A 13,551-nucleotide genomic window follows, 5' to 3' on the forward strand; every position below is an offset into this window, starting at 1 on the left:
ACCACTTTCCCTCGCGAAGTTGAATTCTCAGATTAGAATGAAAAAGGTTGGCACCGAGACCAACCTTTTAATCTTTTATTACTTTAATGCTTTGTTCATCTTGTCGCCGAGTAGATCCAAACGCCACCCTTGCATCAAGTCAGGCAACACTTCTGGATCGCGATCTTTTTTCCACACCCAACTGATCAGCTGATTAATCTGCTTTTTAGAAGCAAGGAACTCCGTCGCTAAGCCAGACTTCTGCGACGCCGATTTCACTATGTCTTTCATATTTTTGAAGACTTGTTTGTAACCTGGATAATCCATTAAGCGTTCAATTTTCGCTGGATACTCTTCAGAAGGTGTTTGCTTCGCTTGTTTAACAATAGCGGCAATCTTCGCGCCATGACGGTTAATCGCTCGGATATCAATATCTTCCGCTTCCATCTTCTTAAAGTTAGTTAAGCCAAGACGAGCGACTGTTAACAGGTCACCTTCTTTGAAGATAAAGTTCAGCGCTAAATCTCGTTTGATTGCTTCACGGTAACGCCACGTCGCTAGAGGCTTTAAAATCGCCAGCTCAGAAGGTTTTAACTGCCAAGCACCTTTAATATCAAGGTAGGCATTCTCTTCATTAGTGACGCGAATGCGTTTTGAAACCAACAAATCACTTTCTTGTTGTACGGCTTCCCACCAACCTGCTTGCGTCACCTTATCGAAAAGCTTTTCGTATAACGGTAGCAAGTAATGCACGTCTGCAGCAGCATAGTCTAATTGCTTTTGCGTCAACGGTCGGGCCATCCAGTCAGTACGTGACTCACTTTTGTCTAGCTCAACACCTAAATATTCTTCCACCAGCGTTGCAAAGCCTGTTGATAGACCGTGGCCAAGAAAGGCCGCCATCAACTGAGTATCTACCATAGGGAACGGCGTACAACCAAATGCATTTTGGAAAACTTCTAAATCTTCACCGCAGGCATGCAGCACTTTTAACACGGAAGTATCTTTTAATAGCGCTACGAACGGCGTCATATCCGTTAATTCGGTCGGATCAATCAGCGAGAGGCGATTACCATCGAAAAGCTGAATCAGACCTAACTGCGGGTAGAAAGTGCGAATACGGACGAATTCGGTATCCAGCATCACTACATCTGCCTCTCGGGCGTGAATGCAAACTTCTTCTAGGTCTTTGTTTTTGGTAATAATTTGATAATTCACATACTTCTCGCTATAAAAAATGCCAGCAAAACGCTGGCATTCTATCATTTTTTAAATCTCTCGACTCGACGAAATCGGCTTATGCGCTTTTCTTCGCGAGTTCAGCGTCGTTCTCTTCACGCAGAACACGACGCAAGATCTTACCGACATTGGTTTTAGGGAGGTCTTCACGGAACTCAACCAACTTAGGTACTTTGTAGCCAGTTAAGTGCTGACGACAATGCGTAATAACTTCATCTTTGGTCAAGCTCGGGTCGCGCTTCACGACGTAGATCTTAACTAATTCACCAGAGACTTCGTGCGGTTGACCAATAGCAGCCACTTCAAGGACTTTGCCGTGCAGTGCTACAACGTCTTCGATTTCGTTCGGGTAAACATTAAAGCCTGATACTAAGATCATGTCTTTCTTACGGTCAACGATGTGCAAGAAGCCTTCGTCATCGAACTTAACAATGTCGCCCGTTGATAGCCAACCGTCTTCGTTGATCGTATCTTTCGTTGCTTCAGGTCGTTGCCAGTAGGCTTGCATAACCTGAGGACCACGAACTTGAAGTTCACCAGTTTCAGTGTTCGGAAGCGCATTGCCTTCTTCGTCCACAATGCGAACTTCCGTTGATGGCACAGGCAGACCAATCGATCCATTGTATTCAACAAGGTCATGCGGGTATGCCGCAACCAATGGAGAACACTCGGTTAGGCCGTAACCTTCTAGTAGGTAACAACCCGTGGTCTTTTGCCATCTTTCTGCTACTGAGCGCTGCACTGCCATGCCGCCGCCAACGGCTAAACGTAGGTTACTGAAATCCAACTCGTGGAAGTCTTCGTTGTTGATCAAAGCATTAAATAAGGTGTTCACGCCCGTAATCGCAGTAAACGGATGCTTTTGTAGCTCTTTCACGAACCCTGGAATATCTCTAGGGTTCGTAATAAGTAGGTTACGGCCACCCATTTCGACAAACAGTAAACAGTTTACGGTAAGAGCAAATACGTGATACAGCGGTAGCGCTGTCACGACCAATTCACGGCCTGGAGATAAAACCGGCCCGTACGCGCCTTTCGCCTGTAAAACGTTCGCAATCATGTTACGGTGAGTCAGAATCGCACCTTTCGCGACGCCTGTCGTACCGCCCGTGTATTGCAGGAATGCAATGTCATCCCCAGACATAAACGGTTTAACGTATTGTAGACGACGACCTTTACGTAGAGCCTGACGCATTGAGATTGCACCAGGTAAATCGTACTTAGGCACCATGCCCTTAACGTACTTCACGACAAAATCGACAATCGTACCTTTCGCTCGTGGCAGCATTTGACCAAGGCTGGTTAACACAACGTGTTTAACTGGTGTTTTATCGACGATTTGTTCTAGCGTGTTCGCAAAGTTAGATACAATCACAATCGTCGTCGCACCTGAGTCATTCAATTGGTGTTCAAGTTCACGAGGAGTGTAAAGTGGATTAACGTTTACGGCGATACAACCTGCACGCAAAATACCAAACAACGCCACTGGGTATTGCAGTAGGTTTGGCATCATCAGAGCAACACGGTCACCCTTTTGCAGTTTTAACTCGTTTTGCAGATACGCTGCGAATGCGCGACTACGCTCTTCCAATTTACGGAAGGTCATAACCGAGCCCATGTTCATGAATGCTGGTTGGTCTGCATATTTTTGTACAGACTGCTCAAACATTTCTACCAAAGACTCATATTGCTCTGGATTAATGGTTTCAGGTACGTCACTTGGATAACGTGAAAGCCATGGTTTATCCACGATGTTACTCCTCGTTTATAACTGGCTAAAAAATAGCGTCCTTTTTATTTTGAAAGCTATTACAGCACAGTGAACGTGCTTGAGCACGCAACTCTCAAACACTTGTTTAAATTTTGTTAACTACACCAAGAATTCGCGTTGCGACCTCGAGTATTTGCTCTAAATGACAGTGATGACCACCCTTGACAGAAACCACTTGCGGCGGGTTCTCTCCCCAATCAGCTTGGTTAGATGGTAAATTCTGAAATCCTTGATCGCCCAATACGATCAAATGAGGACAACGTATTTGGCTGGTAATCGAGTTAGCATGCGCTTGCGCCATTCGGTAAAGCGACGCACATTTTAACTTGGCGTCATACCGCCAATACCATTTATCTCCTCGCTGCTCCGTTCCTCGCTCGACTATCGGCAGAAGCTGCTCAGCGGTTAATTGGTTGGCTTGCACGCGTAATTTTAACGCCAGATCGAAGGAGGCAATGGCTCGCTCTGGCTTGTTTTGCTGTCTTATTCGACTTAAAACGCCATCGCGAAGACGAGGCAAACTGTTAGTAGGATCTTCAGTAAGAGGTCCTGCTCCCTCAATTTGCACAAGAGCTTCGACCTGCTCTGGAAACGCAGCACTATAGCAACTTGCGATTAAAGCACCAAGTGAATGCCCTACTAATATCAGTCTGTTTGGCGATAATTCGTCCAACAACTGATATAAATCGGCAATATAGTCGTGAAAGGGGTAATAGTTATCGTGAGATTTATGACTCGATAAACCGTGACCAAAATGATCGATGGCGAGGAGGTGTAAGTGAGGATTAAGTTGGTTCAACTGCTCCATGAGCGCTTTAAAGCTGCCCGCATTATCTAACCACCCATGAAGAAAAACGACTGACAAGTCAGCCGTTTTCTCGTTCCCTATCTCAAGGGCTGCCATTTTGCCGGCAGGAAGCTCGAATTGACGCTCATGCATCGCAGATTATTTGACCTGTTTTATCACTTTACCGTCTTGTGGGAAATCATTACGCCACATGCGGCAGTTAATCGAGTAACATGGGTAAAAGTAGGTTGGCGAGTCATACATGCGTACACGTTCTTCAATTTTCCACAAACGGTAGCCTTGCCCCTTAATGATCGGGAATACGTATTCGTGCTCACCAATCTTTCCTTCTTCTTCTCCGGCGCCTTTACCTACAACCGTCAACAAGCGGCCTTCACTAAAGGCGACGGGCTCTAAATAGCCATCAAAATAGGCGACAAAACGTCCCGTTGGCTCTTCATCAATATCCGGTTTACCAGATTTACTGATTGGTAGGTTTACAATTTCTAGACGGGTTTTATCTTTGAAGTTATCCACTTTAGCGATGATTCCACCAAGGCGAACATCTTCACTCACTTGCCCCTGAGACTCAGCAAAAGCTTTATAGTCTGTAACGACCAATTCTGTGCTTGCATTTAGCTCCTCTGGCAACGAGCTACACGCAGACAAACCAACCGTAGCAAATAATGCGAGAAAAAACCGTCCAAAAACCTTCATAAACCACCTTTCAATATTAGTAACCCCAAGCAGGGGAGATCTCACACGTAAATATCGACACCAAGTAATTGAGCCAGTTCCTCTTTTTTAGTTCGATTCATGACATCCATGTACTGCTCCATTGCTTTACGTGCGCTCCCTTCAGGAAGGTCATATTGCACTTGAGCTCGGTGAATTTGGGACTCATCCACGTGTTTTATGGAGTGCGCCACAGCGTTAGCAACCTTTGAAGGCTGACCTACAGGCTGCTTTGTTTGTGATTTATCTACCTGCTTCTTTTTGCTGACTTTATTAGTGCGATTTGCACCGGGAATCAAAGAAGGAGGCAAGCCATTAATCGACGCCATAGCACTCCATAAAAATACAGGGCAAACGCCCTGCTTTTTGTCAGGTTAATGAAAAACGGACTATTCGCGACCAGGAAGTTTTTTCCATGTCACATTATCGCGTAGATAAACTGGGCTAGAATCTTCTACCGGCACAGTATTACCCTTTTTAAATTCTTGTTCAGCAAGAATCACGATGTCTTGTGAATCAGGGTACAGAACCTCACCATGCGTCAAATTAAATGGTAGGTCTGCTAATACTTCTTGGTAGGCATCCCAACCAGTACCTGCTGTCGTCCACATTTTGTCGTCTGCCTGTGCTTCTTCAGTTAGACGTGCTGGTGGAATAACACACTCTTCATCAATACCAACCCATTCACCATTGTCTTGACGAGAATAGCGCGCCCAATAAACTTCACTCATACGTGCATCAATGGCCACAGCAACATTGGTCACACCATGTAAACGATGGCTACCTTGAGCCATCGCAGCCAGCGTTGAAACGCCGATCATAGGCAAGTCAGCGCCGAACGCCAAACCTTGTGCGATACCAATACCGATACGAACGCCAGTAAAGCTACCTGGACCACACCCAAACGCTAACGCATCTAGCTCTTGTAGAGTCAGGCCGGCTTCTTTGAGTACTTCATCAACCATTGGCAGTACTTTTTTGGTGTGATCGCGTGGTGCAACCGCGCTACGTGAAATCACTTGATCATTAGCCAACAACGCAACTGAACAGTTTTCAGTCGCTGTATCGATAGCAAGAATTTTTGCGCTCATTTAACTCTCTACAACTCTCATTTATTGGGTTATGCCTCAGCACTTGCGTCTGTGACAGATTGTTCTGCTTTCAGGAATGCTTTGATTCCATCTAAGTCTCGCGTTCTTGGGATAGGTGGTAGGCTTCCGAGGAAAATACCACCGTAGTCTCGCGTGACAAGGCGATTATCACAAATGATCAACGCACCGTGATCCTTCTGATCTCGAATTAATCGCCCTACTCCCTGCTTTAACGTAATCACTGCATCCGGGATTTGTACTTCAGCAAATGGTTCACCGCCACGTAATCGACAATCCTCGATACGGGCTTTGAGTAACGGATCGTCAGGGGCGGTAAACGGTAATTTGTCGATAATAACACAGCTCAGCGCATCACCTCTAACATCAATCCCTTCCCAGAAGGCGCCTGTCGCCACGAGTAAAGCGTTACCCAGTTCCATAAACTCCGCCAAGGTTTTCTGCTTACTCATCTCCCCTTGCATTAACACAGGCAGCTCAAGTACTTCTCGGAACTTCTCACCTAGTTCACGCATCATGCTGTGCGAGGTACATAAAAAGAAGCAGCGACCATCATTTTCTTCAATCACCGGAGCAAGCATTCGGACTAACTTATCCGCTAAGCCGTTACTGTTTGGCTCTGGCAGATACCTTGGCACACAAAGGCGCGCTTGTTTTTGATAATCAAAGGGGGACGGCAGAGAAAATTGCTTTGTAGGCTTGAGGCCAAGGCGCTCAGTAAAGTGCTTGAAGTCGCCCGATACGGCTAGAGTTGCTGACGTGAAAATCCACGCGCCTTGTTTAATCTCTATTTGCTCATGGAACTTGTCCGCGACAGAAAGAGGCGTAATGTGCAGAGCGAAATGACGAGGCGAGGTATCGTACCAGTATGAGTAACCAGTAATATCGACATCACATACCCGGTCGATGCGGCCTTTGATCAAATTGGCTCGTTCAAAAGCGGTATCCAGTAATTGACTGCGCCCTAAGGCTATTTTGAGAACATCAATCGCCAATTCGAGGCTATCAGTTAAGCGCAATAATTCTCGCTTAATAGAGCCTGATTGCAACGCCTCACGCCAGTTGCCACGAAAGCCTGGCTCACCCAGTACAATCCGCATGTCCATTGCGCTTTGCATGAGTTTGTCACCCACTTTTTGCAATTGACGCATATCTTTGGCTTCGGTGCGGTAGGCTATTTCAATGTCTTTGGCAAGATCATGAATTTGACGGCTTGAAACTGACTGGCCGAAATATTCGCTCGCAATATCTGGCAACTGATGAGCCTCATCAAAAATAAACACATCGGCTTCTGGAATCAGTTCGCCAAATCCTGTTTCTTTGATCGCTAAGTCAGCAAGAAATAAGTGATGGTTCACCACAACAATGTCGGAATCCATGGCTCGCTTACGCGCTTTCAATACAAAGCAATCGGTGTAGCTCGGACACTCTTTACCTAAACAGTTATCATTGGTTGAAGTGATGGTTGGAATGATCATGCTGTCTTCTGGCAGATCATCACAATCACCAAGGTCACCTGTTTTGGTTTCTGATGACCAAGCACGCACTTTAACCAATTGAGTTAATAGCGTCGGGTCAGATTCATTAGTATGGCTTTCGACCATTTGGCGGCTCAAGCGATCCAAACACAGATAATTAGAACGCCCTTTTAATAATGCCACTTGGCCATAAAAACCAAGCGCATTGACCATGAGTGGTAAGTCACGATGGTACAACTGCTCTTGCAAGTTTTTCGAGCCTGTACTGATGATCACTTTTTTACCACTCAACAGTGCAGGGACTAGGTATGCGAAGGTCTTACCGGTTCCAGTTCCTGCCTCTACCACTAACTGGGTTTGATCTTTGATCGCACTGCTGACGGCTTCCGCCATATCGATTTGTGGCTGACGAGCTTGAAAGCCAGGAATGGCCTTACCTAACGCGCCATCAGAGGAAAAAGTTTTTGCGATCATGCTTGGTATTGAGTTTGAAAAATTATCGAGAGTATATCAGAGGAATAGGAGTGACATCAGCCCACAATCTGGCCAGCTTGCGGCGACGCACGGATATTTTGTTGAAACCAACGTAAGAATAGATTATTTATGGTGAAACATGGCAGTACAGTTACACCCGCCTGGGAATAATAACAAATTCGTACGCTAAAATATTAATGCATGGAAGTACCTGATTTATGGAAAAGAAAACACTGTTGACCCACTGTTCTGACGCCCCGGGTCTCATCTCGAAAATCACTAACATCTGTTACAAGCACCAACTCAACATCGTTCACAATAACGAATTTGTTGATAATACCAGTGGCCACTTTTTCATGAGAACGGAGCTGGAGGGGTACTTCAACGATCAAACGTTTCTTGCCGACTTGGACCAAGCTCTCCCGCAAGGCGCTAAGCGTAAATTGGTTGGCTCTCGCCGTAAGCGCATCGTCATTCTCGTCACAAAAGAAGCGCATTGTTTAGGCGATATTTTGATGAAAACCTACGATGGAAGCCTAGATGTTGAGATCGCTGCTGTGGTGGGGAATTACGACAAACTGCAAACTCTCACTGAGCGCTTCGACATTCCTTACCACCACGTAACCCATGAAAACCTTAGCCGTGAAGAACACGAGCAGAAGATGCTAGAAGTGATCGACCAATACGATGCTGATTTTTTGGTGTTAGCTAAATACATGCGCGTATTGACGCCTACATTTGTTGAGAAATACCACCACAAAATCATTAATATTCATCACAGCTTCTTACCTGCTTTTATTGGCGCGAAGCCATATCAACAAGCTTACGATCGCGGTGTGAAAATCATCGGTGCAACGGCACACTTCGTGACTAATGATTTAGATGAAGGGCCGATCATCAAGCAAGACGTAATTCCTGTCGACCATACATTCAATGCCCAAGATATGGCACAAGCGGGACGCGATGTAGAAAAGAATGTGTTGAGCAAAGCGTTGAATAAGGTCATTAACGACCACGTCTTTGTTTATGGAAATAAAACAGTGATCCTGTAATCCCTCCGCACTAGTTACAACGAGAATGAAACCCGTCCAACTTGGCGGGTTTCATCTTTTCAGGGATATCCCCCGACTCTAACCATCAAAATTAAACCGATATATTATAATTTTTCATTTCACTACAACTATTTACTGAGAGAATGATTCCGTTTATCATTTGGTCCCCTTATAATAAACCACGTTAATATTACGGAATTAAAATGAAAAAAACGTTAGTGGCTTTTCTGATTGGGCTGGCTTTGCCAGCAACCACAATCGCAGATACCCTTGAGCCTGTTCAGAATGATGTATCTACTCGCATTATTGGCGGCGAGCCAGCTAATACTTCCGACTGGAAGTTTATTGCTTCACTGGTACGTAAAGGACAGCCAACATCTATTGGTCATTTCTGTGGCGGTAGTTTCCTTGGTGGAAAATACGTATTAACTGCTGCGCACTGCGTGGAAGATCTCAACGCGGACGATCTGGATATCGTTCTTGGTCTTTATGACCGAAACAACGAGTCTCACGCACAGCGCATCGCGGTTAACAATATCTATTCACATACTGCATATAACAGCAATACAACGAACAATGACATCGCTCTTATCGAATTAGAACGCAATGTCGATAGCGCGACTATCGATCTGGCAACGCCAGAACTTTTAGATAGCGTACGTGTGGGAGACAAGTTGCATGTGGCTGGATGGGGAAATACGTCCACGACAGACAGAATATACCCAACCGTTTTACAACAAGTAGATTTGGAATACGTAGATCGAGCAACCTGCCAAAACCTATCGGGAAATTACTCTAATGTATCAGATGACGGCATTTGCGCCGGATACTATTGGGGAGGTAAAGATAGCTGCCAAGGAGATAGCGGCGGTCCGCTCATCGTTGATGATAACGGCATCAACAAATTACTAGGCGTAGTCAGTTGGGGGGATGGATGTGCTCAACCAAATGCTTATGGTGTTTATGCAAACGTCGCTCATTTTCAGCATAACGGCTGGATAGATAGTCATCGTAATACTATCAGCTACACTCAGTATCGAGATCTTCATTTCGTTGAGCGAAAAGCGCAGCAAGAGACCTTTACTATTCGTAATGACGATACTACCCCGTTCAACTTTTACGGAGGCATAATATCAAGCGGGATCACTGTCAATGAAAGCACTTGTACTGGTACCTTAAAACCTTCTCAAAGCTGCCAAGTTACCGTGGGCTACCAACCTAGCTATTCGGAGTCGGTAGAAACGCTAGAGCTCTTTACCGATCATCCGAAGCTGTCCAAACTTACAACAACTTTTAAGTATAGAGGTGTAGATAAAGCGAACAGCTCAGTGCGTAATGCCGTTCCGCTAGCAGACGTCAATGTTTATACCAGTGAATACGCTTGGACGGCTGAAAATGGTGAACTTCAATCTGCAGATATGGGAACTTATGCTGGGGTATCTGAGCTAGTTTTGACCGATCTTCCGAAGGGCAAACTTACAATGGATCTAAAAGTAATGTCCGATGGCTTTGATCACTTTGCCATCTTAGTTAATGGTCAATTTAACCATATCACCAACCAACGCCTCGATTATGAAGAGCTCCAGATCGATCTTCACAAAACATCTAATACAATAACGTTTGCATACCTCAAAACCCCGCGTTCGAGTGGCATTTACAGCGCGCAAGCGTATATTCGCAATATCAAGATGTCAGTTAGTTCAGATAACACTAGCGAGAGCAGCGTAACCAAAACATCGAGTTCAGGCGGCAGCTTCTCAATTAGCCTATTAATGTTGCTAGCTGCAGGTCCTTTCCTACGTCGCAAAAAAGGATAACAAGATGCAATATATACTCAAAACAATGCTGCTTGGTTTGAGCTCAATCAGCTTAGTCGCTTGCTCGGCAAATACAGAAACGCAGCAAGGTCAAGAGTCAGAACACCAAGCAATCATGGTAGAAGCGTACCAAGCTAGCGATAGTCAAATTTCATTTATCGCCGAGTCTAATGGCTGCAGTAAGAACGATGACTTTAGCTTAAAAATAGAGCAAAACTCTTCAACGGAAGCCCTACTCACAATCGTCAGGAACAAAGTGGATCATTGTAAACGAATGCCGTTTCCAAAGACTTTCACACTAACTCTAGATGAAGAGTTGAAAGGCAAAAAGCTTTCCATTACCAACCCAAAAAGCAAGTCACCGGCTAAATAGTGATTCGCTTACGAAAGGGAGCCTCGGCTCCCTTTTTGCCTCTCGCAACTCAGCAATTTTCACTCTAGCGTTTTACGCCTGCTCAGACTCCACAATACGCTTAAGTGAATGCGGGTGCAGCTTGATACAAATGCCTTGGTACTTAAACGCCACGGTTGGGTTGTTCAAGCGTTCGCCTTCCCCTTTCGGGCTCGACAATTTGATCTTCACACCCAGCTCTTTTAACTCATCAAAACGCGCGCCAAACGCTGGGTAAGTGTGTTTCAAATCAGCAAGAAACTCATCTGCGGTTTCGGCATGAGACGGAATCACAAACTCCACATGTTCCCAGCTTTCATTTGGGTAGATTTTGCCTTCCGCAGGGTATGGCAGCTCCAGACACTCAATCTTCCAGCCACGGCTTTCCAACGCTTTGTCGAATACGATAACGATGATTGGGCGACCGTTTATTTTCGCTTGTGAAATCACCTTACCGTATTGATTCCATGCTTCATGCGCGGCTTTCGCTGTTTCAATATCATTAATACGCAGCGCAATATGGTCAGCTTGAGCAAAGCTCAGATCCAGTTTTAACAGGGTTGCAAGCTCTTCAATCTTCGCCATAAATGCGTCCAGATCTTGGATCATCAATTCAGGCGTTAGGCGCTTTTCAACTAGTTGAGTCGTCATTCTGGCTCTCTTATGGGGCGATTTATCTCATTACTTTGAGCGCAATAGTAAACGCAAACTAAGCCACATTTCCATTCAATCGAAAAAGTAAAAATTTCGCCTATTCATCTCTGTATGAAAAGCAATAAAGTTGTTATGATTAGCCCCATTTTTGTGAACTCTAACAGAGCTCGGCGTACATTCTGCCGAGTTCTTTGTCCTTGAATTGAAGGAAACGCGTGTGAATATCCAAGCACTTATTAATGACAAAGTATCTCAGGCTCTAGAAGCCGCTGGCGCACCTGCAGGTAGTCCTGCAGCCGTTCGCCAATCAGCAAAGCCACAATTTGGTGATTACCAAGCAAACGGCGTAATGGGCGTTGCTAAAAAGCTGGGTACTAACCCACGAGAATTTGCACAGAAAGTACTGGATGTTCTAGACCTAGATGGTATTGCGAGCAAAACAGAAATCGCTGGCCCTGGTTTCATCAACATTTTCCTAAGCGAAGAGTTCCTTGCGAAACAAGCCGACGCGGCGCTAACAGACGAACGTCTTGGCGTAGCTAAAGAAGAAGCGCAAACCATCGTTGCCGACTACTCTGCACCAAACGTAGCAAAAGAAATGCACGTAGGTCACCTGCGTTCAACCATCATCGGTGATGCAGTGGTACGTACGCTTGAGTTCTTAGGTCACAAAGTGATCCGCGCGAACCACATCGGCGACTGGGGTACTCAGTTCGGAATGCTTATCGCAAACCTTGAGCGTGTACAACAAGAGTCTGGCGAAGTTTCTATGGAGCTGGCTGACCTTGAAGGCTTCTACCGTGAGTCTAAAAAGCTGTACGATGAAGATGAAGAGTTCGCAGTAAAGGCGCGAAACTACGTGGTAAAACTGCAAAGCGGTGACGAGTACTGTGCAGAAATGTGGAAAAAACTCGTTGATGTAACCATGATCCAAAACCAGCGCAACTACGACCGTCTAAACGTGTCACTGACTCGTGACGACGTAATGGGCGAAAGCATGTACAACGACATGCTTCCTAAGATCGTTGCAGACCTAAAAGAACAAGGCCTTGCCGTTGAAGATGATGGCGCGCAAGTTGTATTCCTAGATGAATACAAGAACAAAGATGGCGAACCAATGGGCGTTATCGTTCAAAAACGCGATGGCGGTTTCCTATACACAACAACAGACATCGCATGTGCAAAATATCGTTATGAAGAGCTAAGCGCAGACCGTGTGCTTTACTTCATCGACTCACGTCAACACCAGCACCTAATGCAAGCTTGGACAATTGTTCGTAAAGCGGGCTACGTGCCTGAGTCTGTATCTCTTGAGCACCACGCGTTCGGCATGATGCTGGGTAAAGACGGAAAACCATTCAAGACTCGTGCGGGCGGTACCGTTCGCTTGGCAGATCTTCTAGATGAAGCAGAAGTTCGCGCAGCGCAGCTGATCGAATCTAAAAACCCTGAACTAGATGCGGAAGAAAAAGAGAAGATCTCTAAAACAGTTGCAATGGCAGCGGTTAAATACTCTGACTTATCTAAACACCGTACGACTGACTACGTGTTCGATTGGGACAACATGTTAGCGTTTGAAGGTAACACAGCACCATACATGCAATATGCATACACTCGCGTAGCTTCTATTTTCGCTAAAGCTGGTGTTGCTATGGACGCTCTCCAAGGTGACATCAAAATCACTGATGAGAAAGAGAAAGCACTTATTGCTAAACTTATGCAGTTCGAAGAAGCCGTGCAATCTGTTGCTCGCGAAGGCCAACCACACATCATGTGTAGCTACCTATTCGAACTAGCAGGTCAGTTCTCTAGCTTCTACGAAGCGTGCCCTATCCTAGTTGCTGAAGACGAAGCAGTGAAACAAAGCCGTCTGAAACTAGCTGCGCTAACAGCGAAGACCATCAAGCAAGGTCTGTCTCTACTGGGTATCGATACTCTAGAGCGTATGTAATCCGCTTTTACGTAGTTAGCTTAAGTAGCACAAGCTAAATGATGACAAAGGTTGACGTGAAAGCGCCAACCTTTTGTTTTATCTGTCGTATACTAATTCAAACTAAAAATTAAT

12 protein-coding genes are annotated in these 13,551 nt (G+C 45.4%); 4 read left to right on the top strand and 8 right to left on the bottom strand.

Annotation, left to right across the window (positions count from 1 at the left end):
* Nucleotides 1–78 precede the first annotated feature (78 nt).
* From rnd to FKN08_RS18175, 7 genes are all read right to left on the bottom strand, one after another.
* Entirely contained in the window at nt 79–1,197 is a 1,119-nt protein-coding gene (rnd, locus tag FKN08_RS18145) for a ribonuclease D (protein WP_054867852.1), read from the bottom strand.
* Between the two features lie 79 nt (nt 1,198–1,276).
* Nucleotides 1,277–2,968, bottom strand: coding sequence for a long-chain-fatty-acid--CoA ligase FadD (gene fadD, locus FKN08_RS18150; protein ID WP_170892658.1), 1,692 nt, complete (start codon nt 2,966–2,968; stop codon nt 1,277–1,279).
* Nucleotides 2,969–3,074: 106 nt separating this feature from the next.
* Nucleotides 3,075–3,929, bottom strand: coding sequence for an alpha/beta hydrolase (locus tag FKN08_RS18155; protein WP_170892659.1), 855 nt, complete (start codon nt 3,927–3,929; stop codon nt 3,075–3,077).
* A gap of 6 nt (nt 3,930–3,935) precedes the next feature.
* A complete protein-coding gene (locus tag FKN08_RS18160; protein ID WP_012842039.1) occupies nt 3,936–4,493 on the bottom strand; it encodes a Slp family lipoprotein in 558 nt (185 codons plus the stop codon).
* A gap of 41 nt (nt 4,494–4,534) precedes the next feature.
* Complete coding sequence (locus FKN08_RS18165) at nt 4,535–4,840, bottom strand: hypothetical protein (protein WP_005396047.1); 306 nt, start codon at nt 4,838–4,840, stop codon at nt 4,535–4,537.
* Between the two features lie 60 nt (nt 4,841–4,900).
* Nucleotides 4,901–5,602: a tRNA (adenosine(37)-N6)-threonylcarbamoyltransferase complex dimerization subunit type 1 TsaB gene (gene tsaB, locus FKN08_RS18170; RefSeq protein WP_170892660.1), complete on the bottom strand. Its 702-nt coding sequence runs from the start codon at nt 5,600–5,602 to the stop codon at nt 4,901–4,903.
* 29 nt (nt 5,603–5,631) lie between these two features.
* Nucleotides 5,632–7,572: an ATP-dependent DNA helicase gene (locus FKN08_RS18175; protein ID WP_005382210.1), complete on the bottom strand. Its 1,941-nt coding sequence runs from the start codon at nt 7,570–7,572 to the stop codon at nt 5,632–5,634.
* Nucleotides 7,573–7,790: 218 nt separating this feature from the next.
* On the opposite strand from FKN08_RS18175, the gene purU reads away from it, so the two are divergent.
* From purU to FKN08_RS18190, 3 genes are all read left to right on the top strand, one after another.
* Complete coding sequence (purU, locus tag FKN08_RS18180; protein WP_005382206.1) at nt 7,791–8,624, top strand: formyltetrahydrofolate deformylase; 834 nt, start codon at nt 7,791–7,793, stop codon at nt 8,622–8,624.
* Between the two features lie 203 nt (nt 8,625–8,827).
* Nucleotides 8,828–10,441, top strand: a complete 1,614-nt coding sequence (locus FKN08_RS18185) for a serine protease (RefSeq protein ID WP_170892661.1) — start codon at nt 8,828–8,830, stop codon at nt 10,439–10,441.
* Between the two features lie 4 nt (nt 10,442–10,445).
* A complete protein-coding gene (locus FKN08_RS18190) occupies nt 10,446–10,814 on the top strand; it encodes a hypothetical protein (RefSeq protein ID WP_170892662.1) in 369 nt (122 codons plus the stop codon).
* 72 nt (nt 10,815–10,886) lie between these two features.
* Here FKN08_RS18190 and FKN08_RS18195 read toward each other — a convergent pair whose 3' ends face one another.
* Nucleotides 10,887–11,483, bottom strand: coding sequence for a VOC family protein (locus FKN08_RS18195; protein WP_164666916.1), 597 nt, complete (start codon nt 11,481–11,483; stop codon nt 10,887–10,889).
* Between the two features lie 220 nt (nt 11,484–11,703).
* On the opposite strand from FKN08_RS18195, the gene argS reads away from it, so the two are divergent.
* On the top strand, nt 11,704–13,437 hold the full coding sequence (gene argS / locus FKN08_RS18200) for an arginine--tRNA ligase (RefSeq protein ID WP_170892663.1): 1,734 nt from the start codon (nt 11,704–11,706) through the stop codon (nt 13,435–13,437).
* Nucleotides 13,438–13,551 lie beyond the last annotated feature (114 nt).

Source organism: Vibrio sp. 1-2 (7-a), assembly GCF_013048515.1.
GTDB lineage: Bacteria > Pseudomonadota > Gammaproteobacteria > Enterobacterales > Vibrionaceae > Vibrio > Vibrio diabolicus.